21 protein-coding genes and 1 tRNA gene are annotated in these 23,160 nt (G+C 62.8%); 9 read left to right on the top strand and 13 right to left on the bottom strand.

Annotated elements, in window-relative coordinates; genetic code table 11:
• Window positions 1-61: 61 nt before the first annotated feature.
• The 4 genes from AC4FS3_RS01595 to AC4FS3_RS01580 are packed head-to-tail and all read right to left on the bottom strand — an operon-like array spanning window position 62 to window position 4,336.
• Window positions 62-889, bottom strand: a complete 828-nt coding sequence (locus tag AC4FS3_RS01595; protein ID WP_491019074.1) for an enoyl-CoA hydratase family protein — start codon at window positions 887-889, stop codon at window positions 62-64.
• Window positions 886-1,317 (bottom strand): MarR family winged helix-turn-helix transcriptional regulator, encoded by a 432-nt coding sequence (locus AC4FS3_RS01590; RefSeq protein ID WP_283176614.1) that lies wholly within the window; start codon window positions 1,315-1,317, stop codon window positions 886-888. Before AC4FS3_RS01590 ends, AC4FS3_RS01595 begins: the two co-directional genes overlap by 4 nt.
• The gene (locus AC4FS3_RS01585) at window positions 1,314-2,054 is read right to left on the bottom strand and encodes an SDR family NAD(P)-dependent oxidoreductase (RefSeq protein ID WP_491019073.1); all 741 of its coding nucleotides are present in this window, start codon (window positions 2,052-2,054) and stop codon (window positions 1,314-1,316) included. Before AC4FS3_RS01585 ends, AC4FS3_RS01590 begins: the two co-directional genes overlap by 4 nt.
• Window positions 2,051-4,336 carry a bifunctional salicylyl-CoA 5-hydroxylase/oxidoreductase gene (locus tag AC4FS3_RS01580; protein ID WP_491019072.1) on the bottom strand — a complete coding sequence of 762 codons (2,286 nt, stop codon included), beginning with the start codon at window positions 4,334-4,336 and terminating at the stop codon, window positions 2,051-2,053. The genes AC4FS3_RS01585 and AC4FS3_RS01580 overlap by 4 nt, the downstream gene beginning before the upstream one ends.
• 105 nt (window positions 4,337-4,441) lie before the next feature.
• On the opposite strand from AC4FS3_RS01580, the gene AC4FS3_RS01575 reads away from it, so the two are divergent.
• Window positions 4,442-5,197: an enoyl-CoA hydratase-related protein gene (locus tag AC4FS3_RS01575; RefSeq protein WP_491019071.1), complete on the top strand. Its 756-nt coding sequence runs from the start codon at window positions 4,442-4,444 to the stop codon at window positions 5,195-5,197.
• A 1-nt stretch (window position 5,198) separates the two neighbouring features.
• On the top strand, window positions 5,199-6,308 hold the full coding sequence (locus AC4FS3_RS01570) for a 3-hydroxyacyl-CoA dehydrogenase (protein ID WP_491019070.1): 1,110 nt from the start codon (window positions 5,199-5,201) through the stop codon (window positions 6,306-6,308).
• A gap of 11 nt (window positions 6,309-6,319) precedes the next feature.
• Here AC4FS3_RS01570 and AC4FS3_RS01565 read toward each other — a convergent pair whose 3' ends face one another.
• The 5 genes from AC4FS3_RS01565 to AC4FS3_RS01545 are packed head-to-tail and all read right to left on the bottom strand — an operon-like array spanning window position 6,320 to window position 12,829.
• Window positions 6,320-7,861 (bottom strand): indolepyruvate oxidoreductase subunit beta family protein, encoded by a 1,542-nt coding sequence (locus AC4FS3_RS01565; RefSeq protein ID WP_491019069.1) that lies wholly within the window; start codon window positions 7,859-7,861, stop codon window positions 6,320-6,322.
• Complete coding sequence (locus AC4FS3_RS01560; RefSeq protein ID WP_491019068.1) at window positions 7,858-9,999, bottom strand: thiamine pyrophosphate-dependent enzyme; 2,142 nt, start codon at window positions 9,997-9,999, stop codon at window positions 7,858-7,860. Before AC4FS3_RS01560 ends, AC4FS3_RS01565 begins: the two co-directional genes overlap by 4 nt.
• 3 nt (window positions 10,000-10,002) lie before the next feature.
• Window positions 10,003-10,476: a MarR family winged helix-turn-helix transcriptional regulator gene (locus AC4FS3_RS01555; protein ID WP_283176621.1), complete on the bottom strand. Its 474-nt coding sequence runs from the start codon at window positions 10,474-10,476 to the stop codon at window positions 10,003-10,005.
• Complete coding sequence (locus AC4FS3_RS01550) at window positions 10,473-12,032, bottom strand: phytoene desaturase family protein (RefSeq protein ID WP_491019067.1); 1,560 nt, start codon at window positions 12,030-12,032, stop codon at window positions 10,473-10,475. Before AC4FS3_RS01550 ends, AC4FS3_RS01555 begins: the two co-directional genes overlap by 4 nt.
• Window positions 12,033-12,037: 5 nt before the next feature.
• Window positions 12,038-12,829 carry a cyclase family protein gene (locus tag AC4FS3_RS01545; RefSeq protein ID WP_491019066.1) on the bottom strand — a complete coding sequence of 264 codons (792 nt, stop codon included), beginning with the start codon at window positions 12,827-12,829 and terminating at the stop codon, window positions 12,038-12,040.
• A 172-nt stretch (window positions 12,830-13,001) separates the two neighbouring features.
• Between AC4FS3_RS01545 and AC4FS3_RS01540 the strand changes: the two genes are divergently transcribed.
• The 7 genes from AC4FS3_RS01540 (at window position 13,002) to AC4FS3_RS01510 (ending at window position 20,620) form a co-directional block, all read left to right on the top strand.
• Complete coding sequence (locus AC4FS3_RS01540) at window positions 13,002-14,567, top strand: phytoene desaturase family protein (RefSeq protein ID WP_491019065.1); 1,566 nt, start codon at window positions 13,002-13,004, stop codon at window positions 14,565-14,567.
• Window positions 14,568-14,647: 80 nt separating this feature from the next.
• Window positions 14,648-16,165 (top strand): ABC transporter substrate-binding protein, encoded by a 1,518-nt coding sequence (locus AC4FS3_RS01535; RefSeq protein WP_491019064.1) that lies wholly within the window; start codon window positions 14,648-14,650, stop codon window positions 16,163-16,165.
• A 96-nt stretch (window positions 16,166-16,261) separates the two neighbouring features.
• Window positions 16,262-17,272: an ABC transporter permease gene (locus tag AC4FS3_RS01530; protein WP_491019063.1), complete on the top strand. Its 1,011-nt coding sequence runs from the start codon at window positions 16,262-16,264 to the stop codon at window positions 17,270-17,272.
• Window positions 17,265-18,116 (top strand): ABC transporter permease, encoded by an 852-nt coding sequence (locus tag AC4FS3_RS01525; RefSeq protein WP_283176627.1) that lies wholly within the window; start codon window positions 17,265-17,267, stop codon window positions 18,114-18,116. Before AC4FS3_RS01530 ends, AC4FS3_RS01525 begins: the two co-directional genes overlap by 8 nt.
• Window positions 18,113-18,985 (top strand): ABC transporter ATP-binding protein, encoded by an 873-nt coding sequence (locus AC4FS3_RS01520; protein ID WP_491019062.1) that lies wholly within the window; start codon window positions 18,113-18,115, stop codon window positions 18,983-18,985. Before AC4FS3_RS01525 ends, AC4FS3_RS01520 begins: the two co-directional genes overlap by 4 nt.
• Window positions 18,978-19,781, top strand: coding sequence for an ATP-binding cassette domain-containing protein (locus AC4FS3_RS01515; RefSeq protein ID WP_491019061.1), 804 nt, complete (start codon window positions 18,978-18,980; stop codon window positions 19,779-19,781). The genes AC4FS3_RS01520 and AC4FS3_RS01515 overlap by 8 nt, the downstream gene beginning before the upstream one ends.
• Before the next feature lie 763 nt (window positions 19,782-20,544).
• Window positions 20,545-20,620 (top strand) — tRNA-Thr (locus AC4FS3_RS01510).
• Between the two features lie 671 nt (window positions 20,621-21,291).
• On the opposite strand, the gene AC4FS3_RS01505 is transcribed toward AC4FS3_RS01510, so the two are convergent.
• The 4 genes from AC4FS3_RS01505 to AC4FS3_RS01490 all read right to left on the bottom strand — a co-directional run bounded on the left by AC4FS3_RS01505 (window position 21,292) and on the right by AC4FS3_RS01490 (window position 23,147).
• Window positions 21,292-21,474, bottom strand: coding sequence for a hypothetical protein (locus tag AC4FS3_RS01505; protein WP_491019060.1), 183 nt, complete (start codon window positions 21,472-21,474; stop codon window positions 21,292-21,294).
• Window positions 21,471-21,665 carry a hypothetical protein gene (locus tag AC4FS3_RS01500; RefSeq protein ID WP_491019059.1) on the bottom strand — a complete coding sequence of 65 codons (195 nt, stop codon included), beginning with the start codon at window positions 21,663-21,665 and terminating at the stop codon, window positions 21,471-21,473. Before AC4FS3_RS01500 ends, AC4FS3_RS01505 begins: the two co-directional genes overlap by 4 nt.
• An 85-nt stretch (window positions 21,666-21,750) precedes the next feature.
• Window positions 21,751-22,179 carry a GIY-YIG nuclease family protein gene (locus tag AC4FS3_RS01495; RefSeq protein WP_491019058.1) on the bottom strand — a complete coding sequence of 143 codons (429 nt, stop codon included), beginning with the start codon at window positions 22,177-22,179 and terminating at the stop codon, window positions 21,751-21,753.
• Window positions 22,176-23,147 (bottom strand): SNIPE associated domain-containing protein, encoded by a 972-nt coding sequence (locus AC4FS3_RS01490; RefSeq protein ID WP_491019302.1) that lies wholly within the window; start codon window positions 23,145-23,147, stop codon window positions 22,176-22,178. The genes AC4FS3_RS01495 and AC4FS3_RS01490 overlap by 4 nt, the downstream gene beginning before the upstream one ends.
• Between the last annotated feature and the right edge of the window lie 13 nt (window positions 23,148-23,160).

The raw sequence follows: 23,160 nt of genomic DNA, 5'->3' as shown, positions 1-23,160 counted from the left end.
AAAATATCCTGCGGGGGTCCGGGGGTGCAAAACCCCCGGTCATCGGCCAAAATCCCAAAGCTCAGTCGCCCTGGAACACGGGTTTCTCTTTCGCGACAAAGGCGTGATAGGCCCGTTCAAAATCGCGGGTCTGCATGCAGATCGCCTGGGCCTGGGCCTCGGCCTCGATCGCCTGTTCCAGGCCCATATTCCATTCCTGGTTCAGCTGGGTCTTGGTGATGCCATGCGCAAAGACCGGCCCCGAAGCGATGCGTGTGGCGAGTTTCAGCGCCTCCGCCTCCAGCGCCTCTGCGGAATGGACCCCGTTCCAGAACCCCCAGGCCGCACCTTCCTCAGCCGACATCACCCTTCCGGTATACAAAAGCTCGGCGGCGCGGCCCTGACCGATGATTCGGGGCAGCATGGCGCAGGCGCCCATATCGCAGCCCGCAAGGCCGACCCGGGTGAACAGAAACGCGCATTTCGCCTCGGGCGTCGCCAGCCGCAGGTCTGATGCCATGGCGATGATTGCGCCGGCGCCGACACAGATCCCGTCCACCGCCGAAATGATCGGCTTGCCGCAGCCGATCATCGCCTTCACGAGATCGCCGGTCATGCGGGTAAAGGCCAGCAGATCCTTCATATCCATACCGACCAGCGGGCCGATAATGTCATGCACATCGCCGCCCGAGCAGAAATTGCCGCCATTCGGGGCAAAGACCACCACATCCACATCTGTCGCATAGACCAGCGCCCGGAATGTGTCGCGCAGCTCGGCATAGCTCTCGAAGGTCAGCGGGTTCTTGCGGTCAGGGCGGTTCAGCCGCAGCACAGCTACGCGATCTTTCACCTCCCAGAGGAAATGTTCCGGTTTCAGCCCGGCCAGTTCGGTCCGCGTAAGACTGCTCATTTCTTCATCGCCTTCTTCAGAATTTCCGTCAGGACATCGACATCCGCATCGTCGAGCCCGGCAAAGATCTTTGCCACCTCGGCCTCATGCCCCGAGGCGAGGGCTTCGAACTGGTTCAGCCCTTCGGGCGTCAATCCGACATAGACCGTGCGGCGGTCGGTCTCGGACGGGCGGCGCGCGACCAGCCCGTCTTTCTCCAGCCGGTCCACCACCGTCGTTGCATTGCCGTTCGATACCAGCAAAAGCCGGCTCAGCTCGCTCATGGTGCAGCCCTCACGCCGCCGGTAAAGCGCCGCCATCACGTCAAACCGCGGCAGCGTCGTGTCATGCGTCAGCCGCAGGAATTCACGCAAACCCGATTCAGAACTGCGCGTCACCGCCAGCATCCGGATCCATAGCTTCAGCCTTCGCTTTGACCCCTCGCTCACACCTCGCCTCCTGCAATCGCCAATGCCTGGCCATTGATGCCCCCGGCACCTTCACCGCACAACCACAGCGCAGCCGAAGTCACCTCGGCGGGCTGGATCAGGCGCAGTTGCGGATTGGTGGCGGCGAGCGTCCTGCGCGCGTCACCCGCGCTCATCCCGGTTTTTTCGACGATATTTGCAACCGAACGGTCGGTCATCTCGGTATCAAGAAACCCCGGGCACAGCGCATTCACCGTGACGGGCTTCTTCGCCACTTCAAGTGCCAGGCTTTTGACCATGCCGACCACGCCATGTTTCGCCGCCGCATAGGGCGCAACATAGGCATAACCTTTCAGTCCGGCGGTCGAGGCGACCGCAATCAGCCGCCCCCATCCGTCAAATTGCGACAGCGCTGCGCGGAAGGTCAGGAAGACCCCGGTGAGATTGACCGCAAGCATCGCGTTCCAGTCCGCCAGCGAGGTCTTCGCCAGCGGCGCCGAGGTCGAGGCCCCGGCATTGGCGATCACAATGTCGCAGCGCCCGGCCTCGGTGAACAGGCGTTTCACATCCGCCTCATCCGTCACATCGGCCTGCAAGGCCTGCGCGCCAATCGGCCCGGCAACCGCCTCGAGCGGCGCGAGGCGCCGCCCGCAGATCACCACTTCGGCGCCTTTTGCGGCAAAGCCCCGGGCCAGGTCGGCACCAACGCCGGTGCCGCCGCCGGTGATCAGAACGCGCTTGCCGGTAAGATCGGTCATGCCCTTATCGCCTCTTGCTGGCGTTGATGCAGCCGGGTCAGTGTCACCTGGCCATGACGGTAGGGGGCGGGCCATTCGGCATTGGCCTCGCCCTGGTCAATGGCCGCGTGCAGCGTCCAGTTGGCATCGGCCAGATGCATCCGTCCGATCATCACCAGATCGGCGCGGCCCGCCATCAGGATGCCATTGGCCTGATCCCAGTCGGTGATATTGCCGACGGCCATGGTCGAAAGCCCCGCCTCGTTGCGGATCCGGTCGGAAAACGGCGTCTGGAACATGCGGCCATAGATCGGGCGTTCGGCCGGGTCGGTCTGCCCTGACGAGACGTCGATGATATCGGCGCCCGCCGCGCTGAACTGGCGTGCGATCTCGACCGCGTCTTCGGGGGTCACGCCGCCCTCGATCCAGTCATGCGCCGAGATCCGGACCGACATCGGCTTTTCCTCGGGCCAGACGGCGCGCATCGCGCGAAACACCTCCAGAGGATAGCGCAGGCGGTTTTCCAGGCTGCCACCATATTCATCTGTGCGCCGGTTGGTGACCGGGCTGATGAAGGAGGCCAGCAGATAGCCATGGGCCGCGTGCATCTCGATCATATCGGCGCCCGCGCGCTGCGCCATTTCGGCGCCTGCGACGAATTCGCCTTTCACCGCTGCCAGATCGGCCTTGTCCATCTCTTTCGGCACTGCAAGATCGGGCTTATAGGCGATGGGCGAGGCCGAGATCACCGGCCAGTTGCCGGTTTTGAGCGGTGCATCAATGCCGCCATCCCAGGGAACACAGGTCGAAGCCTTGCGCCCGGCATGGCCGATCTGGATGCAAAGTTTCGCCGTGGTCTCGGCATGAATGAAATCCGCGAGCCGTTTCCAGGCCGCCTCATGTTCCGGCGCGTAAAGACCGGGGCAGCCGGGCGTGATGCGGCCAGTGGCCGAGACACAGGCCATTTCTGTATAGATCAGCGCCGCACCACCCTTGGCGCGTTCCGCGTAATGGATCAGGTGCCAGTCGGTCGGACAGCCATCGACGGCCTTGTATTGCGCCATCGGTGACATGACGATGCGGTTCTTCAGCTGCATATCCCGCAGCTTAAAGGGCGCAAACATCGGGCGGCTGCCCTTCTGGCCCCCCGCCTGTTCCTGGAACCAGTCTTCCGCGCTGGCGAGCCATTCCGGGTCACGCAGCCGCAGGTTTTCATGGCTGATCCGCTGCGAACGCGTCAGCAGCGAATAGGCGAACTGGGGTGAGGGCATATCGAGGTAACGCTCGACCTGTTCGAACCATTCAAGGCTGTTGCGCGCCGCTGATTGCAGGCGCAGCACCTCGACCCGGCGCTCTTCCTGATAGCGTTCAAATGCCGCCTGCATATCCGGCTCGGAATGCAGATATTCGGCCAGCGCAATCGCGGAATCAAAGGCCAGCCGCGTGCCCGAGCCGATCGAGAAATGCCCGGTCGCCGCCGCATCGCCCATCAGCACGACATTCTCGTGATACCACTTGTCGCAGATCACGCGGGGGAATTGCGACCAGACCGCCGAGCCGCGCAGATGCGCCGCGTTCGAGATCAGTTCATGCCCGCCGAGGTGGGATTCGAAAATCTGGCGGCAGGTCTCGACGATTTCCTCTTTTGACATCGTGGCGAAACCGAATTTCTCCCATGTCTCGGGAAGGGTTTCGACGATGAAAGTCGCGGTGTTGTTGTCGAACTGGTAGACATGCGCCCAGACCCAGCCATGCCGGGTTTTCTCGAAAATGAAGGTGAAAGCGTCATCGAATTTCTGATGTGTGCCAAGCCAGATGAACTTGCATTTGCGCAGGTCGATATCGGGCCGGAAGACATCTTTATATTCGTTGCGCACGATGCTGTTGATGCCGTCGCAGCCGACAACCAGGTCGTAATCCTGGCGATACTCTTCAGCGGATTTGAAGATGGTCTCAAATTGCAGATTGACGCCCAGCTCACGCGCGCGGTTTTGCAACAGGATCAGCATCGCCTTGCGCCCGATCCCGGCGAAACCATGCCCGCCCGAAACCGTGCGGACCCCGTCATGGATCACGGCAATATCATCCCAATAGGCGAAATCGGCACGGATCGCCTCGGTCGAGACGGGATCGTTCTTCTGCATCCGGCCAAGGGCATCATCCGACAGAACCACGCCCCAGCCGAATGTGTCATTGGCCTTGTTGCGTTCCAGCACCGTGACGTCATGGGACGGATCGCGCAGCTTCATCGAAATGGCGAAATAAAGGCCCGCCGGACCCGCCCCGAGGCAAAGGATCTTCATAGCCGGAACTCCCTGATTTGCGCCGATCCTTGCGGCTTTCAAAATAAATTTCAAGTTTAAAATTTTTCGACTTGAATATTCATGGTGAGAGGGCATTCTGCCGTTATGGAACATCTGATCGAGAGTGATGAGGGCGGCTGGACGCGGCTGATCCTGAACCGGCCTGCGGCTAAAAACGCCTTGAATACGGGGCTTCTGGCAGATCTGGCTTCGGTGCTGAACCGGCTGGCAGCGGATCCCGGTTGCCGGGCAGTGCTGCTGCACGGGGCCGAGGGGAACTTTGCCGCAGGCGCAGATATTGCCGAGATAGAGACGAAATCCAGCTCTGATGCGGCGCTTGATCCGCGCAAGGCGCATTGGGCGGCGATCCGCGCTTTTCCGAAACCGCTGGTCGCAGCGGTCGAGGGTTTCGCGCTTGGCGGCGGGCTGGAACTCGCGCTGATGGCCGATCTTTTGCTGGTCGGTGATACCGCGCGGCTGGGTCTGCCGGAAAGCAATCTCGGGATCATTCCAGGTGCCGGGGGCGGGCAGCGTCTCATGGCGCGGGTCGGCCCGGCGCGGGCGGCGCGGCTGGTGCTGACCGGGGAAATCATCGATGCGGATACGGCCTTCGCCTGGGGTCTGGCCTCGCATCGCATGGGCGATGCTTTGGCCGAGGGTGCCACGCTGACCGCCCGCCTCGCATTGCGGGCGCCACTGGCACTGGCGGCGGCAAAGGCCGCGCTGGTCGAAGGCGCCGAGGCCGCGCTTGCGCTGACCTCAGAGCGGGCCGCGTTCGAGACGCTTTTGGACAGCCAGGACAAGGCCGAGGGCATCCGCGCCTTCCGCGAAAAGCGTAAACCCGTCTATCAGGGGAAGTGAGATGGCGACGGTTGCGGTGATTGGCCTTGGCACGATGGGGCTGGGGATTGCGCAGACCTATGCGGCAGCGGGGTTTGATGTGCTCGCGACCGATGCGCATGAGCCCGCCCGTGACAACGCGACCGAGCGCCTGGCGGGCGCGCTCGCGCCCCGGGTCGAGGCCGGCAAGCTGACCCCGGAGGCCCGCGATGCGCTTATGGCGCGGTTCCAGGTGGTGCCAGGCGTTGACGCGATGGGCGCCGCCGATCTTGCGATCGAGGCGGTGGTGGAGCGGCTTGATGTGAAAACCGCGATCTTCACCGCGCTAGAGGCGGTGATGGCGCCGGATGCGGTGCTGGCGACGAATACATCCTCGCTTTCGGTGGCCGCGATGGCCGAGGGGCTGCGTAACCCGGGCCGCCTTTTGGGGCTGCATTTCTTCAACCCTGCGCCGGTGATGAAGCTGGTGGAACTGGTCGCGCATGAGGGATCTGCGCCAGAGGCGCTGGCTCGCGCGCACAGTCTGACCGAGGCCGCAGGCAAGACCGTGATTGCCTGCCCCGATCGCCCCGGCTTCATCGTCAACCGCTGCGCGCGCCCGTTCTACGGCGAGGCCCTGGCGCTATTGGAGGAAGGCCGCGAAGCAGGCGAGATCGACGCCGCGATGCTGGCGGCGGGCTACAGGCTGGGGCCTTTTAGCCTCATTGATCTGGTCGGGGCCGATATTAACCTTGCCGCGACCGAAAGCCTGGCCACCGCCATGGCGCATAGCCCGCGTTACCATGTGTTTGACGCGCTTAAAGCCCAGGTCGCGAGCGGCAATCTGGGGCGCAAGACCGGAAAGGGCTTTCTCTTTCCTGACCGTCCCGAAACACCGCCCGCCGACGCGGCAGCGATCGCGCTCAGGATCGAGGCAACGCTTGTCAATGAGGCCGCCTGGCTTCTGGCCGAAGGTGGCACCACCCGGGACGGCATCGATACAGCGCTCCGGCTCGGGCTGAATTTCCCGCGCGGCCCGTTCGGGATGCTGGAAATCCATGGACCGGCGCGCGTTCGGGAGGTGCTTGCCGGGCTGGAATATACCGCTCCGCCCGCGCTGAAGACGCGCTATCTGCTCGCGCCGGGTCTGTAACCCCAACCGGGTTACAGAAAGCTGCGAATTGTCTGGATCGCGCCGTCGAGATCCTTGCCTTCCTCATCCTTCAGCGCCGCCTCGCGCAGACGCCGCGCCCAGTCGGCGGCATCTGCGCGCCCCGAGACCAGATCAATCGCCGCCAGCACCCGGTCGAATTTCGACAGGCTCCGCGCATGGGTATCGGAATAGCCCTTGATCAGACGGCGGCAGCGGATCAGCTCCACCGCGAGCGGGTAATTGCTGTCGGCCTCGGCCATCGCGCGGGTCAGCCAGGCCTCGAGATGGGCAACCTCCTGCGCGTGGCGCAGCGTGCGGCGGCGCCAGAATTTCATCCCGCCCAGCACATAAAGCATCGCATAGCCGCGAAAACTGTCGGTACGGATGCGCCTTCCATGTCCGAACCAGCGGTTGAGCCGCGCCATGGATTTTGGATTGGCCTCGACCCGCGCCCCCCATTTCCGGGGCAACATGCCGGCGATTTCCTCGGCGCGGGGATGCATGAATTCGGTCAGCTGCATCAGCTGCTGATCCTTCGCGCCCATCTCGCCCCGGATCCGCTGAAAGCGGTTGCCGCGGGTTTTCAGATCGGCGACCCGGATCACATCATCATAACACATTGCATTGGCGATATATTTCGCAGCATGGACCGACAGATCCCAGGGGGCATGGTCGCGCGCCAGCACGCCTGCCAGCCGGTCGAGATAGTCGGCGCCATAGGCGATATCCTGAAAGCCGACCACCTTGCGCAGCCCGTGTTCCGCCATTTCAGCGACCGGGGCGGGCAGGGCCCTCACCCGGGTCATCAGTTTTTCCCAGGCCGCCATCAGTTTTGCCGGGCCGCGCACCGGCGTATCCGTGACGCGGGGCGCAGGTTCGTTCTTGCCGATATCACCCTGCAGCGCGGCGTCATAGCCTGCGCCAAAGGCACGAATACTGGCCTCGATCCCCTTGCCGCCGGACTGGCGGATCGCCTGTTCGAACGCCTCGCGCGGGAAAGGGAGCGCGCCCGAGGCCGCCAGCGCCCCGAACAGGGTTGAGGAAATGACCGAGCCGTTTTTGACCGCCACGGCCTCGTAATCGGCGGCAAACAGGCGCCTTGCGGTCTGAATCGCGGCCTCGCGCACGGCCTCCGGGTCGGCGACACCGTCGCCCGGCACCATCTTTTCCGACACGGCCAGATTGCGATGGGTCGAGGCGATCAGCGTTGTGCGCTCCGGCGTGACAAAGCCGCGAATGATGGCGCGCCCGGCCTCCATCCATTCGGCGGCGATCATCACATCGACATCGCCCGCCGCCGGCATCAGCGAAAAGACCGGCTGGCCGCCTTCCATCGGCGCCATCTCGACATAGTAGATCGTGGCGCCGGTCCGCTGCGACACGCCCGCGACCGAGGTCGCCTGGGCCGCAAACCCTTGCGCGCGCGCCAGATCCTCGATCCAGCCGGTCAGCACGCCGCCGCCCTGGCCGCCCACCGCATAGATCGCCACTTTGATGATGGATTTCAGCTTTTCATCCGGCTGAAGCGGGGGAAGAACCTCATGCAGGCTCATACCGGGAACTCCAGCCTGCGGGCGGCGCGGCGCCGCGCAAGCCATGAGATCAGGCGGGCGCGCAGCCCGGCCCGCCATTTCTCGAACCGGGTCGGGTTATGGACCACATCGGCGCGGTAGAAACTGGGGCAGAGCACCGCCGCATCGGCCACCTCGCCGCAATTGCCGCAGCCGACACAGGTCTGGTCGATCCAGGCCACCGGATCGTCGCGGAGCGGGTCGTTGGTATGTTTCAGCCCCAGAGACGGACAGCCCGAAAGCCGCATACAGGCGTGATCGCCGGTGCAGACCGCCTCATCCACGCCAAAGCGCGGTGCCTCGACCCGGCGGCCTTCCTTGATCGCTTTGGCTTTCAAAGGCCGCTCGCGGCGCTGTTTGTTCAGCATGCATTCCGACGAGGCGACGATGACCTTGGGGCCCTTTTCCGGCGTGGTCAGGGCCTCGGTGATCGTGGCTTTCAGCTTCGGCACATCATAGGTGTGGTCAATCTGGCGCACCCATTTAACGCCGATGCCCTTCACCGCCTGCGAGATCGGGTTGTTGGTCGCCTTGGTGTCATTCGCCGCGCGCGACGACATCACATCCTGGCCGCCGGTTGCCGCTGAATAATAGTTGTCGACCACCACCACGAGGCCGTCGGATTTGTTGAACACCATATTGCCGATCGAGCTGTTCAGCCCGTTATGCCAGAAGCCGCCATCGCCGATGATCGAGATCGGGCGCCGCTCGCCACCGCCGTCAAAGGCGGCATTGGCCGCCGGGCCAAGCCCGTAACCCATCGTGGCGCCGCCGACATAAAAGGGCGGCATGGAGCCGAACAGGTGGCAGCCGATATCGGCGGTGATCTGATGCTTACCGCGTTCCTGCTGCACCATTTTCAGCGCGGCAAAAATCGGGCGCTCGGGGCAGCCGGTGCAGAACCCGGGCGGGCGCATCGGAACCACTTTGGTCAGATCCGGCAGCTGCGGCTTGTCTTCATTGGGCGCGCGCACCGTGGCGGGCAGCATCCCCGGTGCGGCGATCTTCAGAAAGGCCGTCAGGCTGTCGAGCATGACCTGGCCGGTATATTCGCCCCCCATCGGCAGTATCCCCTTGCCATGGAGTTTTACCGAAGACCCGGCGCGGTAGAGATAGGTGGAGAGCTGTTGCTCCATAAATTCCGGATGGCCCTCTTCGACGACAAGGACATGGTCCTTGCCCTCGCAGAAGTCGAGAAATTCGGATGAGACCAGCGGATAGGCTACGTTCAGGCAATAGATCGGCACTTCGGTATTGCCGTAAAGATCGGCGAGGCCCATGCGCTGCAAGGCCCGGATCACACCATTATACATGCCACCCTGGACGATCAGCCCGGTCTTGCCGCCAGCGGGGCCGAAAAACTCATTCAGCTGATGTTCGGTGATGTATTTCTCAGCCGCTGGCCAGCGATTGTTGATCTTGTCCTGCTCGTGAAGATAGGTGAAGGGCGGCAGCACGACGCGGGTGAAATCGGTCTGCGGGTTCTTGAGCGCGTCTTTCACCGTCAAAGCAGGGCGCCTGTTGTCGCGGCATTCAAAGGTGCCGGTGACATGGCAGGACCGGATCCGGACGATCATCATGACCGGCGTATTGGTCGCCTCGGACATGTCGAACCCGTAATGCACCGCATCGACCATCGCCTGGAGGTTCGGGCGCGGATCCAGGAGCCACATCTGCGATTTCATCGCGAAAGCATGGCTGCGTTCCTGCATGATCGAGGACCCTTCGCCGTAATCCTCGCCCACGATGATCAGCGCGCCGCCAGTGACGCCGGAATCCGTCAGGTTCGCCAGCGCATCCGAGGCCACATTGACGCCGACCGGCCCCTTGAACGTCACCGCGCCGCGGATCGGATAATGGACCGAGGCCGCCAGCATCGCCGCCGCGCCCGCCTCATTGGCATTGGCCTCGAACCGGATGCCAAGTTCTGCCATCAGCTCTTCGGCGTCTGAAAGGACATCCATCATGTGGGAAATCGGCGCGCCCTGATAACCGCCGACATATCCGACGCCACATTCCAGAAGCGCCTTGGTCAGCGCGAGAATCCCTTCGCCGGTAAAGGTCTCGCCCGCGCCTTTGCGCAGGTGTTCGACCTCGGCTTTGAAACTGCGCTCTGCCATGGCTTAAACCTCTTGCTTGCAGATATTGGCCAGCATTTTTTGCAATGTGCCGACGAAAGCATGCCGCTCGTCATCGGAGATGCCGCGAAACATCCGCTCGGTCGCCAGCGCCATATGTGGCCAGATCCGTTCAAACGCGGCACGGCCGAGATCGGTCGAATAGATCCGCGTGGCGCGGCTGTCATTCGGGTCGGCCTCGCGCCGCACGAGACCCTCGGCCTGGAGCTGGTCGAGCGCGCGCGACAGTGTCGATTGTTCGGTCACGGCGAGTTCCGCCAGCTCGCGGATCAGCGGGCCGTCCAGCACCGAAAGCACGCCAAGCGCGCGCATCTTGGCGGTGGTCAGGCCCATATCGGCCATCTCGCTGCGCAGAATGCCGTTATACTGGCCCATGAGCCGGTTCATCAGATAGGGCGGGAAAGACGACAGCCCGATCTGGCCAAGGCGCTGCGCGGGGGCAGGGGGTTCACTGCTCATGCGCCCAGCCTCTTTGCGGCATTATAGCCCGAGCCGCCGCCCAGCCCCGGCCCCGGATGGGTCGAGGCGCCGATATGGATCAGGCCGCGCACCGGGCCGGTGCCATTAGTGGCATTGTAAAACGGCCGCCAGATGAAGAACTGATCCACCGCGCAGGAACCGCCATAGGGGTCGCCGCCGACAAGGTTAACGTTCATCCGTTCCAGATCTTTCGGGCTATAGGCGCGCCGAGCCAGAACGAGCCTGTCGAAATCCTTGATATGGCTTGCAAGAATGGCCTGGAGGCGGTCGACGAAAGCCTCGCGCGCCTCGTCCCAGTCGCGGGCCTGGATCTCGCCCGCCGCATCGCCTTTGATCACGGTTGGCGCATCGGGGATCTGCAACCAAAGCACTGCTTTTCCCTCGGGGCAGCGCGAAGGGTCCAGTCGCGAGGGCTGGCCGACGCAGATCGTCGGGGTGACAGGAAAGAGGCCTCGTTCCGCTTCGTTCGAGGCTTTCGACACTGCATCGACGCTGTCCGCCAGATGGATCAGCGCCACCTGATCCAGCCCCGGTGTCTTCCATTCCGGCACCCCGTCCAGCGCGAAATGCAGCTGGAAATCGCCGCGCCCATGGCGGAAGCGTTTCAGCGCGGCCTTCTCTTCGGGCAGGTTCACATCTTTCAGCAACCGGGTGTAAAGCTGCCCAGGTGCTACCGAGGCCAGCACCGATTTCGCCGGGATCGTGTTGCCGTCTTGCAGACGTACGCCGGTCACCCGGCCCTTTTCCACGGTGATTTCATCAACATCAGCATTGCAGCGCACCTCGCCGCCATTGGCTTCGATCAGCGAGACGAAAGCCTTTGCCGCCTGGCCCGCGCCGCCTTTCGAGATGGGCGCGCCAGCGGCCTCCAGCGCGAAGGCGATCACGCGCCCCATGGCGCCGGAATAGGCATTCTCGACCGTCAGCCCGCAATGCAGCGCCCAGGGCGCGAAAAGCGCGCGGGTGTCTTCGGATCTGAACGTGGTCTCCAGCCAGCCGCGCATCGGGTCAAGTTGCTGGCCCATCCAGCCCGCGAGCCCGCGCAACCCGCGTTTGCGGGTCTCTTTCAGCAGTACCTTCAGCGTGGCCCAGGACCAGAGCGGCTGGCCGAGGATCGCGAACATGAAAGGCGCATCCGCCGCCAGCCGGTCGACCTCGGCGGCAAAGGCATCGCCGTCACCGGGCGCAGCCGCGTTCAGCGCCGCGATATTCTCTGCCCGATTGGTCGAGAGCACCAGCGCCCGCCCGTCCGGGCGCAGCACCGCCGTCGGATGCGGCGTGTGGCAATAGTCGAACCCGTGTTTCGCCAGATGCGGCCCAAGCGCCGCCCCGGCCGGGCTGGTCATGAACAGAACGAATGTGGCCGCCATCGGATCATGCAGGAAACCGGGATGCAGCTCGGTCGTGCGCAGGCACCCTCCCGCGACCTCTTCGCGTTCCAGCACCAGGACCTTGCGGCCCTTCAGCGCCAGCAGACTGGCAGCAACCAGCCCGTTGATCCCGGATCCGATGATGATGTGATCGACAGCGGCCATAGGGGTCAGCTTTCCGCAACGAGCGCCAGCGCGCGGATCGGCGAGCCGGTGCCCTGTTTGATTTTCAAAGGTGCCGCAATCAGGATCGCGCCCTTCGGCGGCAACTTGTCGAGATTGACCAGCGAGGCAAGGCCAAAGCGGTTATTGGCATGGAGCAGGTTATGTGCCGGATAGGGCGGCGTCATACCACCGGCAGAGCCCGCATCGGTGCCGATACACTGGCTGCCCCAGCCGACAATGCCCTTATCGATCAGATATTGCACCACTTCGGCGGTCGGGCCAGGGGTATGGGGGCCGGTCTCATTGGCGTTCAGGAACAGCGCCTCGTCATGGTTATACTGATCCCAGTCCGAGCGCAGGACGACCCACTCGCCGGCCCGGATCGCGCCATGTTCGGCCTCCCAGGCTTTCACATGGTCGATGGTCAGCAGGAAATCCGGGTCGGCCGCGCAGTCGGCGCTGAAATCCAGCACATTGACCGGCGCGATCAGGCGCTGGACGTCGATTGTGTCAGTATAGCCTTCGGGATTTTCGCGACCGGTGATCCAGTGATGCGGCACGTCGAAATGGGTACCGGAATGCTCGCCCAGCTCTAACCAATTCCAGGCCCAGAAGGGGCCGTTGTCATCATATTCGCTGATCTTGTGGATCTTAACCGGCGGCGTGTCTTTCGCGAATTCCGGCGGAAGTTTCAGAAGCGGCGTTTCCGGCCCGAGCGTTGCGGTCAGGTCAACCACCCTGACCCCGCCCGAAGCCAGCAAACCCGCAAGCTGTATCAGCGCGTTGGCTGCGGTCATATCCGTTCTCCCTGTCTGACCATGCGGTCTTTGATTGGTGTCCGGCGCGCCACCTGTTTGGTTCCAGGACCATTCCGGCGCGGCGTAACGCTTTTCTCAGCGCCTGTGAGAATCACGCTAGACAGAAATAAATGCGTTTGCAAATATATCTTAAAACGCAGGGATCAGAAAAATGTCCGACAGCTATGATGCGATCCTGATCGGGGCGGGGCATAACGCCCTTGCCTGTGCCTTGCACCTGGCGGCAAAGGGTTGGAAAGTCGGGCTTTTCGAACAGGCCTCTGCCCCGGGTGGCGCGGTGAAGACCGGCGACTATACCCTGCCGGGCTATCGCCATGACTGGGCGGCGATGAACCTCAATCTCTTCGCCGGATCGGCGTTTTATAGGGAGTATGGGCAGGAACTGGCGCGACATGGCTGCACCTTTCTGCCGGTGTCAAAGCCCTTTGCCTCGGCCTTTCCGGATGGGAGCTGGCTGGGCGTGACCACGGACCGCGCCGAAACCCTCGCGCGGATCAAAGCCGAGGATCCCGCAGATGCCGAGGCCTGGGCAGAGCTGATTGAGAGCTTTCCGCAAACGGCCGAGGCAATAGGCGGCATCCTTTCGATGCCGATGAAATTCAATGCGATTGCATATTTCATGTTTAAAATGCTGCGCCGCAACAAAATCGACGGCAGTCTGGATATCGCGCAATTCATGGCGCAGACGCCGCGCCGCTTTCTGACAAAGACCTTCCGCTCGCCAAAGATGCAGGCGCTTCTGGGGGCCTGGGGGCTGCATCTCGATTACGCGCCCGATGTCGCGGGGGGCGGTATTTTTCCCTATCTCGAGGGAATGGTTGCACAAAATTTCGGGATGATGCTGGGCCAGGGTGGCGCGGATACCATCATCAGGGCGATGGTTGCGGCGATTGAGGCGCGGGGGGGGCGCATTGAATGCGGGGCCAGCGTCAGCCGTATCCTGCATGAAAACGGCAAGGCGAGCGGCATTGAACTGGCCGATGGACGCCGCATTGCAGCGAGAAAAGCGGTGATCGCCGGGGTGGCGCCGCAGGCTCTGCTGCGGCTGACCGGTGCGACCGAGCCGCGTTTCGACAGGGCGATGTCTGACTACGCCTATGCGCCGGGCACGATGATGATCCATCTCGCGATGGACAGCCTGCCCGACTGGGCCGCGGGAGAGGAGCTGAAGCGCTTCGCCTATATCCACCTGGCGCCGAGCCTCGATCAGCAGGCGCGGGTTTATCAGCAGGCCCAGGCCGGGCTTTTGCCTGATGAGCCGATCCTTGTGGTCGGCCAGCCGACCGGCCAGGACCCGTCGCGCGCGCCGGAGGGCAGGCACATCCTTTGGGTGCAGGTGCGGATGGTGCCGGGCGAGATCAAAGGCGATGCGGCGGGCCAGATCACGGCCCGCAGCTGGGAGGAGGCCAGCGCCCCGGTGGCGGAACGTGCGCTGGATATTCTGGAACGCTACGCGCCGGGCACACGCGCAAAGATCCTCGGGAAACGTGTGGTCTCGCCCCTGGATCTGGAAGCGGAGAACCCGAATCTGGTCGGCGGCGATCAGGTTTGTGGCAGCCACCATATGTCACAAAACTTCATGTTCCGCCCGGCGCGGGGCCATTCCGATGGCTCGACGCCGCTGAAAAACCTGCATCTGACCGGCGCGGCGGTCTGGCCCGGGGCCGGCACCGGCGCGGGGCCCGGCTATCTGCTGGCGAGGAGACTGGCAAAGTAACGACTGCCCCGCGCGGCAAACCGGCATCAGACCGGCGCGCGATGACTGACCCATCCACATAAAAACGACAGGGAAACAACATGAAACTCAACCGCAGAGCCTTGCTGCAACTGTCAGCGGCCAGTGTCACACTCGGTGCCTTCAGCCTGCCCGCGCTGGCTGAGATCGACGAGCTGGTGATCGCCTATAACGTCACGCTGCCCAGCTGGGACCCGACCACCGGCCCGAGTGCGGTGAACCCGACGATCCAGGGCATTTACCAGTCGGTGTTTGACCAGTTCATCCTGCAACAGCCCGATCTGAAACCGGCGCCGGGGCTTTTGACCGAATGGGGCTGGAACGAGGATTACAGCCAGATCTGGATGGTGGTGCGGGAGGGCGTTAAATGGCATGACGGATCGGATTTCACCGCCGAGGATGTGGCCTGGAGCCTGGCGCGGGTGGCGGACCCCGCCACTGGCAGCCCGATTCAGTTCGTCTGGGGCACGCTCGAAAACCACCGTGTCGAGGGCAATCGCGTCATCGCCGATGTGAAGCAATTCGACCCCACGATTTTCAAATGGATGTATTTCCTGACCGGCTATGTGCTCCCCAAGACCTATTATGAAAAGGTCGGCGCCGAGGGCTTTGAGGCGGCGCCAATCGGCACCGGCCCCTATATGGTCGAGAAATTCGAGCGCAATGCCTTTGTGCGGCTGAAGGCGAATGAGGCCTATTGGGGCGGCGCGCCCGAGTTCAAAACGGTGACGATCAAATTCGTGACCGATGCGGCGGCGCGGGTGGCGGAAATCGAATCCGGCAACAGCCATGTCACGCTGGAAATGCCCTATGAGGAATATGACCGCCTTAAAGGTTCTATGAACGGCGTGGCGACGCCCATCTCGGATATCGGGATGATTTTCCTCAATGATATCGATGTGATGCTGGACCCGAATGTCCGCAAGGCCGCCGTCCATGCGATTGACAAACAGGCGATCATCGACCGGCTTCTGTCGGGGTATGGCGTGAAGATCGACACACTGGAGACGCCGGAATATGAGGCTTATGATCCGTCGATCACGGTGGATTACAGCCCGGAAAAGGCGGTCGAATTGCTGGCGGCCTCGGGCTATTCGACCGACAATCCGGTCAAGTTCAAGATCCAGACCACGCGGGGTTTCAAGCCTAAGGATTATGAGATGATCCAGGCGATTGTGGGCCTGTGGCGGCGCGTGGGGATCGAGGCCGAGATCGAGGTCTATGAGATCGCCAAACATTACGAGCTGCGCGCGGCCGATCAGCTGGCACCGGCGGCGTTTTACAACTGGGGGAACTCGGTCGGGGATCCGACAACCGGGACGGGGTTTGCCATGTTCGGGCCGAGCCCGCATTCGGTCTGGGACGGGCAGGATCTGATCGACATGATCAACCCGCTCTGGGGTGAGAAAGATGAGGCGAAGCGGATCGCGGGCTGGAAGGCGGTGGACCGGTTCATCGCCGATGAGGCGCTGGTGATCCCGTTGTTGCAATATGTGCAGCCGATCCTGTCCGCGAAAGGTGTGGTGGTGACGCCTCATGCTTCTGGTGCCTTGTTGCCGCATCTGATGACGCGCGGCTGAGTGTGGCGGCACCGGGGGCTTCGCGCCCCCGGACCCCCGCGGGATATTTAGGGGCAAATGAAAGGGCCGGGTCTGCGGCGCTTTCGGGATGTGGCGATGCAATTTTTCAGAACAGTGATGGGGCGTCTGGTGACGACAGTGATCACGCTTATGGGCGTGGCGGTGATTGTCTTTGTCGTCATCCGGGTGGTGCCGGGCAATCCGATTGCGATGATGCTGCCGCCGGGGGCGGGTGAGGCCGATATCGCGCGGCTGAATGCGCTTTACGGCTTTGACCGCTCGATTACGGAGCAGTTTTTCATCTGGCTGGGCGGTGTGGTGCAGGGCGATTTCGGTACCTCGATCACGGCGCGCCAGCCGGTGACGGGGATGGTGCTGGGGCGGCTGCCGGCGACGCTGGAATTGTCGGTTATGGCGCTGGTCATGGCTTGCATCATCGGGGGGAGCGTGGCGCTTTGGGGCACAAGGCGGCGCGAGACGAAGACCGAGGCGGCGATAGATATTGCCAATGGAATGGCGCTTTCGGTGCCGGATTTCCTTTGGGGGCTGCTCTTGATCCTGGGGTTTGGCGTGCTCTGGCCGGTGTTTCATATCTCGGGCCGGGTGACGCCGTCGCTGGATCTGCCCTTTGCGACCAATTTCTACCTGTTCGAGAGCCTGATCCGGCTGCGATTCGATCTTTGGGCCGATATCGTCAGTCATATGTTCCTGCCGGCGCTGGCGCTGGCGATCCCGCTGGCGGCGATCATCGGGCAGCTTTTGAAGCAGAGCCTGAAAGAAACCATGCATCTGGATTACGTCACCCTGGCGCGGACGCGGGGCTATGGCGAGACGCATGTCATTTTGCGCGAGGCCCTGCGCAATGCGGTCCTGCCGACGCTGACGCTGGTGGGGGTGCAATTCACCTTTCTGATCGGCGGCACGGTGATTATCGAGCGGCTGTTTTCCTATGAGGGCCTTGGCAATATGGCCATCGAGGCGGTGATCAACCGCGATCTGCCGCTGATCCAGGGGATCGTGATTCTATTCGCGCTGATCTTCACCGGGGTGAACCTGGTGGTTGATCTGCTTTATGCCGTTCTGAACCCGAGGCTGCGTCATGGCTGATGCCCGTTCGCTTGTGAAACGCCGGGCGGGGCCGCGGCTCTGGCTCTCGGCAGGCTGGATTGGTGTGGTGGCGCTGGCGGCGGTTTTTGCGCCGCTGATAGCACCGCAGGATCCGCTGGCGCAGGATCTGTTCCTGGGCCGGATGCCGCCTTTCTGGATGGCGGGGGCCGAGCCTGGCTATTGGCTCGGGACCGACAGCCTTGGCCGCGATGTGCTGAGCCGGATCATCTATGGCGCGCGGATCGCGCTGGCGGTGGCGCTGGTTGCGGGGGGGATCACCTGTGTCCTTGGCGCGGGGCTGGGGCTGATGGCGGGCTATATGCGCGGCTGGGTCGACACGATCATCTCGCGCTTTATCGACATCTGGATGGCCTTTCCGCCGGTTTTGTTTTCCATCCTGCTGATCGCGGTGATGGGGCCGGGGCTTTTCTCGATCATCGTGGCGATCGTGGTGATCGACTGGACGCGGTTTGCCCGGGTGATCCGGGCCGAGGCGATGGGGCAGGGGGCGATGGATTATGTCGCCTCGGCGCGCGTGGTCGGTCGGGGCCGTATCTCGACCATGCTGACCGAGATCCTGCCCAATGTTGCACCGACCATCGTGGTGCTTTTGACGCTGGAGATGGGCATCGCGGTGATCATCGAGGCGATCCTCAGTTTCGTGAACCTTTCGATCCCGACCGATGACCCGACCTGGGGCGGGATGATTTCCGAAGGCCGGATCTCGATCAACCAGGCCTGGTGGGTTTTGGTCTTCCCGCTGATCGCGCTTTTCCTGACCGTTCTTGCCTTTTCCCAGCTGGGGGAAGGGCTGAAGAACCGCTACGATCCGGTGCTGCGATGACTTATCTTGAGCTGAAGGGCCTGTCGGCGCGGATCACGCGCCAGAACCACCCGCTTTTGCGCAGTGTTTCGCTCTCGGTTGCGCCGGGCGAGGTGCGGGGGCTGGTTGGGGAAAGTGGTGCCGGCAAGTCGATGATCGGCAAGGCGGTTTTGGGGATCTTGCCGAAAGCGGTCGAGGTGACGGGGGGCGAGATCCGCCTCGGCGGCGAAGACCTGCAGCGTCTGTCTGATAAAGATCGGCGGCATCGGATCGGTCAGACCTGTGCGCTGATCCCGCAGGATCCGCTGACCGCGCTGAACCCGTCGCGCCGGATCGCGCCGCAGATCACCGACCGGCTGGTGGACATCCTGGGCTGGGACCGGGCGCGGGCGGTGGCGCGGGCCGAAGAGTTGCTGGATGAGGTCAGGATCCAGGACCCCGCGCGGGTGATGCGGGCCTATCCGCATGAGCTTTCCGGGGGGATGCGGCAGCGGATCCTGATCGCTTCGGCCTTTGCCGCCGCACCGAAACTGATCGTCGCCGATGAGCCGACGACCGCGCTGGATGTGACGGTGCAAAAGCAGATCCTGAAACTTATCAGGGATATGCAGGCCAGGCATGGTACGGCACTTCTGTTCGTGACCCATGATCTGGGCGTCGTATCCAAGGTCTGTAACCGGCTCTCGGTGCTTTATGGCGGCATGGTGGTCGAGGATAATGACGTGCCGGGTTTCTTTGCCGCCCCGCGCCATGCCTATTCGCGGGCGCTGCTGGCCGCGACGCCGAAATACACCGATCCGACCGCCAGCCTGACCCCGGTGCCCGACCAGGTCATCGCGGATGTGCGGGCCGAGATCGATGCATTTGACCGGGAGCGCGTGCATGTCTGAACTGCTTTACCGTGTCGAGGGGCTGCGCCTTTCGCTCCCCGATCTGAATCGCAAGCCGCTTTGGGGGCCGGCACCGCGCAACGAGATCCTCAAAGGCCTCGATTTCGCCATCGCCAAGGGCGAGATCATCGGGATTGTCGGCGGATCGGGCTCGGGGAAGTCGACCCTCGGGCGCTGTCTCGTGCGGCTGCTGGAGCCGACTGCGGGGCGGCTCCTGTTTGACGGCCAGGATATCAGCCATCTGAATGACGCCGCGCTGCGCCCGCTCAGGCGGCGGTTCCAGATGATTTTCCAGGACCCGATGTCATCGCTGAACCCGCGCCACCGGGTGGGTCAGCTGATCGCGGCGCCTCTGCGGCTGCATGGTGTGGCGGATGTGCGGGGCCGCGTCGCCGAGGCGCTGGATCTCGTGGGCTTCCCGCAGGACATGGCCAGCCGCTACCCGCATGAGATGTCGGGCGGCCAGCGGCAGCGGGTGGGCATCGCCCGCGCCATCGCGCTGCGCCCGGACTTCATCCTCGCGGATGAGATCGTCTCGGGGCTGGATGTCTCGAGCCAGGCGCAGGTGCTGAACCTGCTGGAGCGGCTGGTGAAAGAGCTTGGCCTGACACTGGCCTTTATCAGCCATGACCTGAGCGTGATCCGGAGGCTGTGTTCCCGGATTATGGTGCTTTACCAGGGTGAGATCGTCGAATCCTCTGATACGGCAGCGCTGTTCGACCAGCCGCGGGCGGCCTATACTCGGGAGCTCCTTGATGCGATCCCCCTGCCTGATCCGGATCAGGTCTGGGCCTGAGAGACTGCGCCATCCCGGAAGGGGCGTCCGCGCCCGGATATGGCCGAGGTCATCGGCGGGACTGGTCAGGTCCGGGGTATTTGCCTCGCAATGTATGGCGCATGACCTTCCAGCAAAGGAGACGAAGGGCCCGACCGACAAGGTCGGAGCACCGCCGCTGTCCGGATCGACCGCGTCGTCTGGAGCGATTTGACGAAGGCCGCAATTCAGGGCGCCCTGGACGTCTTGATTCCACATTGGTCTGGACCGACAGCGCGCCGGAACCGGCCTGCCGTGTAACCCCGGATCGTGAGGCCAGTCCTTGCCCGGGTCTGCCCAGGGGCGCGACAGATCGAATCGGCGCGGAAATGACTTTGCGACGCGTGCGAGTCATGGAATTGATAAATATCAGGATTTTATGTCGGGTTGCTTGAAGTAACCGCAAGATTGCCTGCCGCACAGGACGGTGGGCTGTCTGGGGACGCTTGCCCTGAGGGGCGCAGCCGGGACGCGTCGCCGGCCTCCCGGGGACGCCCGTCGCGCCACCGCGCCAGTCCTATGCCCCGACCTCTCCAATGCGGGTGGGCGGGTAAGAGAAATTGCCGTGAACGGACACTGGACAAGACGGCCTCGCGCGTTTAAACGGGCGCCTGCATGGGTCCGGTAACGTGATCGGCAGAGCTTTCACAGGCAGCGAATTCGATGCCAGGTGACAGGCAAAGCCAAAGAGTTCCGAGGCCGTCGACGACAAGCAGGACAGAAGAGGGGCCTGCATCTGGAATATGCCGCTGTAGCTCAGCTGGTAGAGCACGTCATTCGTAATGATGGGGTCGGGGGTTCGAGTCCCTTCAGCGGCACCAGTAACTTACTGGAATACCAGCACAAAATGGCCGTCCTTCGGGGCGGTCTTTTGCTGTGCTGAAGCCATGGAACCATGGCGGAACCAAATCCAAAACCGGGTTCATGGGGGCTTCAATCACGGAAAAGTGAGACTAATTATTGCAGCTCTACAGACTGTGGTCAACGGGTCGGGGTCGTTGTGGGATAGGTATCAAGATGAGTCGCAGCTTCCCCCGCTGCGGTGGCCACGAAGCCGGGACCCGCACCGCGCGCATCAGTGCGATTTCACCACGCCTGGAGCGCCTTCTTGCCGTCAGCCATCGAGGCTGCTCATGCCATGGCAGGTGTTTCATGCGGGGAACGAGGGGAACACGGGGAAAAACCCTTATTTTATTGAGTATATTCCTGTTCCCCGACCTGAAAAGGACTGGGGAACAGCGGGGAACAGGCCTCTCATCGGACCTTCCGAAAATCTCCAATTAGCTCATATCTTGTAAAAAGGCCCACACGTTGGTCCCCCAAAGGGCCCAAAAGTCTGAGGCCACCCCCCGGTCGGTCGGTTCGCCGCTGGGGGTTGGCCCCTTGACCGAACGCCATCCGTTCGCACAGACGATCCAGCTTCCACCAGCGGTGGGAGTTCGGCTGGTCGATCCTATCCGGCCTCAGCCTGAGGCTGGCCCCACTGCCGACGTCATTCGTCTGATGTCGATGAGATCGGGATGCCTTGCGTGCCAACCTGCGAACCTGCCAGACGCCTGATCCGCCACGGGCAGCATGCCTTGCCGTCATAGTCGAAGCAGCAGCGGGCCAGCAGGACGGCGTTGGCTGCAGCATTGCGTTTCATGGCGCGGCGCTGGTGGCGGTTCTTGGTCATGCGCCTGCCCCCATCGCCTGGTGGGTCTGATCAGCCAGAGCCTCGGCGGTCTTCAGGCAGCGGTGCAGATCCACAGCCAGCTTGCGCGGGTCAGTCGCGCCCTCAGCGATATGCCGGGCAGTGATTGCGCACACGGTCAGCAAGGAAAGCAGGTCGGCGCACACCGCCACATCGGCGGGATGGCAGCTCATGCCAGCACCTCCGGCCAATCGGTCAGGGCGCCTCCCAACAAATCGCAGTCGTCAGTTCAGAGCCGAGAATGCCGATGGATTCTGATCATATCGCATCCGGGAACACCGCCTCCTTCTGCTGGATTTGAGCCTCGAGCTGAGCGTTCCGCAGTGCCATCGTCTCCCGATATTCCTGAGCCTCGATGTCCCGGAAGAACGATGCGCCCGGGGCCAGACGCGTCACGGCCTCCTCGACCTGCTCCAGCGAGACGCGGAAAAACTCTTTCCGCATGTTGGTGGCGTTCACCCGCTGCTTGGCAAACTCGGTGTGCAGTGCCCGTTCCAGTGCGGGGGCTTCATCGCTGTAGATGATGGCATGGGTGTCGAAGAAGAAGGGCACGCTGGCATCGCCCAGCTCGCGCACCCGGTCTGTGGGATCGAGCCGCCGTGTCAGCCCAATCTTCACCATGTCAGGCCCGAAAGCGCCCATGTTCGAGATGATATAGACATAGCCTGAACGGGTCATTTCGGTCATCGCCTGCGCCCGCTCGACCTTCGCATGAGCCTCGGCAAGGTCGCGTTCCAGAATTTCGATCTGCTGCGAGTAGGCCTCCAGCTTCGCACCATGGGCCCCGAGGGCTTCGTTTTGGCCTTCTCAAGCAGCTTCTGGTATTTGGCCTCTTCCCGTTCTGCTTCCTCCATCTCTCGGATCAGCTTCTGCTCTTCGCGGGCGGCACGGGCGGCTTCGGCACGTTCCTCACGCTCTTCCTTCTGCTTCTCCCGATATTCGTGGGTCAGGCGCAGCTCCTTCAGCTTTGCCTGGTAATAGGACTCTGTGATGGTAACAGCATTCGACGCGTTCAGCTTGTCGATCTGCTCCCGGGCATAGCCGATACGCTTCACCATGGCGTTGGCATTGTTCCAGCGGACATTGGCGATGGCGGCGTCACATTCATTGTTGAAGGCGCGCAGGGTCAGCCTGATGTTGCGGCCGGTCATGGTCTGCCCCTTGGACTTGCTGCCATCCACCGTCCAGTTCGTCCTGCAGATCGCGGCCGTCTTCGCCGAAACCATCGCTTTCTGTTCGGCCCGGACACGCTCGATGGCATCCTTGAACTGCTCGCTGTCCGTAAAATCGAAGTGGGGCTCATAGACCCCCATTTCCGCGAAGGCGAGGCGTTCATCGAACAAGGCCACTTCCGAGGCGAGCCGGTCATAAACCACCTTCTTCTCGGCATATCCGCGGCGAAGATCGGCGATGTTTGATGCGACTGTTGCAGCTTCCTTCTTAAGGGATGCTGCCGCGGCCTCGGCTTCGGTGATGATTTCCTTCGCCTTGGCGTCTGCGTCGATCACGGGGGCGAAGCGTGCCTCCAGCTCCGCCAGCTTGCCTTCGGCCCTTTTGCGTCGAGCCGATCCCTTCAATCCCAAGGAGGCACAGGTAAGGACCAGGACAGCCGCCGCAATCAGCACCGGCAAGACAACAGGTTCAGGCAATATCATCGTCAAACCGTAT

The sequence above is a fragment of the Pseudogemmobacter sp. TB195 genome (assembly GCF_058313095.1).
Note: the sequence above shows the minus strand (reverse complement) of the source record. Positions and strands in the feature narration are given on the sequence as shown.

Bases quoted from the DNA above. Each gene is read 5' to 3' on its own strand.
- AC4FS3_RS01545 (WP_491019066.1), bottom strand. From the start codon at position 12,829: ATGACCGCAGCCAACGCGCTGATACAGCTTGCGGGTTTGCTGGCTTCG.
- AC4FS3_RS01490 (WP_491019302.1), bottom strand. From the start codon at position 23,147: ATGATATTGCCTGAACCTGTTGTCTTGCCGGTGCTGATTGCGGCGGCT.
- AC4FS3_RS01570 (WP_491019070.1), top strand. From the start codon at position 5,199: ATGGCGACGGTTGCGGTGATTGGCCTTGGCACGATGGGGCTGGGGATT.
- AC4FS3_RS01585 (WP_491019073.1), bottom strand. From the start codon at position 2,054: ATGACCGATCTTACCGGCAAGCGCGTTCTGATCACCGGCGGCGGCACC.
- AC4FS3_RS01575 (WP_491019071.1), top strand. From the start codon at position 4,442: ATGGAACATCTGATCGAGAGTGATGAGGGCGGCTGGACGCGGCTGATC.
- AC4FS3_RS01560 (WP_491019068.1), bottom strand. From the start codon at position 9,999: ATGGCAGAGCGCAGTTTCAAAGCCGAGGTCGAACACCTGCGCAAAGGC.
- AC4FS3_RS01500 (WP_491019059.1), bottom strand. From the start codon at position 21,665: ATGAGCTGCCATCCCGCCGATGTGGCGGTGTGCGCCGACCTGCTTTCC.
- AC4FS3_RS01495 (WP_491019058.1), bottom strand. From the start codon at position 22,179: ATGACCGAAATGACCCGTTCAGGCTATGTCTATATCATCTCGAACATG.
- AC4FS3_RS01525 (WP_283176627.1), top strand. From the start codon at position 17,265: ATGGCTGATGCCCGTTCGCTTGTGAAACGCCGGGCGGGGCCGCGGCTC.
- AC4FS3_RS01550 (WP_491019067.1), bottom strand. From the start codon at position 12,032: ATGGCCGCTGTCGATCACATCATCATCGGATCCGGGATCAACGGGCTG.
- AC4FS3_RS01530 (WP_491019063.1), top strand. From the start codon at position 16,262: ATGCAATTTTTCAGAACAGTGATGGGGCGTCTGGTGACGACAGTGATC.
- AC4FS3_RS01555 (WP_283176621.1), bottom strand. From the start codon at position 10,476: ATGAGCAGTGAACCCCCTGCCCCCGCGCAGCGCCTTGGCCAGATCGGG.
- AC4FS3_RS01505 (WP_491019060.1), bottom strand. From the start codon at position 21,474: ATGACCAAGAACCGCCACCAGCGCCGCGCCATGAAACGCAATGCTGCA.
- AC4FS3_RS01540 (WP_491019065.1), top strand. From the start codon at position 13,002: ATGTCCGACAGCTATGATGCGATCCTGATCGGGGCGGGGCATAACGCC.
- AC4FS3_RS01520 (WP_491019062.1), top strand. From the start codon at position 18,113: ATGACTTATCTTGAGCTGAAGGGCCTGTCGGCGCGGATCACGCGCCAG.
- AC4FS3_RS01595 (WP_491019074.1), bottom strand. From the start codon at position 889: ATGAGCAGTCTTACGCGGACCGAACTGGCCGGGCTGAAACCGGAACAT.
- AC4FS3_RS01565 (WP_491019069.1), bottom strand. From the start codon at position 7,861: ATGAGCCTGCATGAGGTTCTTCCCCCGCTTCAGCCGGATGAAAAGCTG.
- AC4FS3_RS01535 (WP_491019064.1), top strand. From the start codon at position 14,648: ATGAAACTCAACCGCAGAGCCTTGCTGCAACTGTCAGCGGCCAGTGTC.
- AC4FS3_RS01515 (WP_491019061.1), top strand. From the start codon at position 18,978: ATGTCTGAACTGCTTTACCGTGTCGAGGGGCTGCGCCTTTCGCTCCCC.
- AC4FS3_RS01580 (WP_491019072.1), bottom strand. From the start codon at position 4,336: ATGAAGATCCTTTGCCTCGGGGCGGGTCCGGCGGGCCTTTATTTCGCC.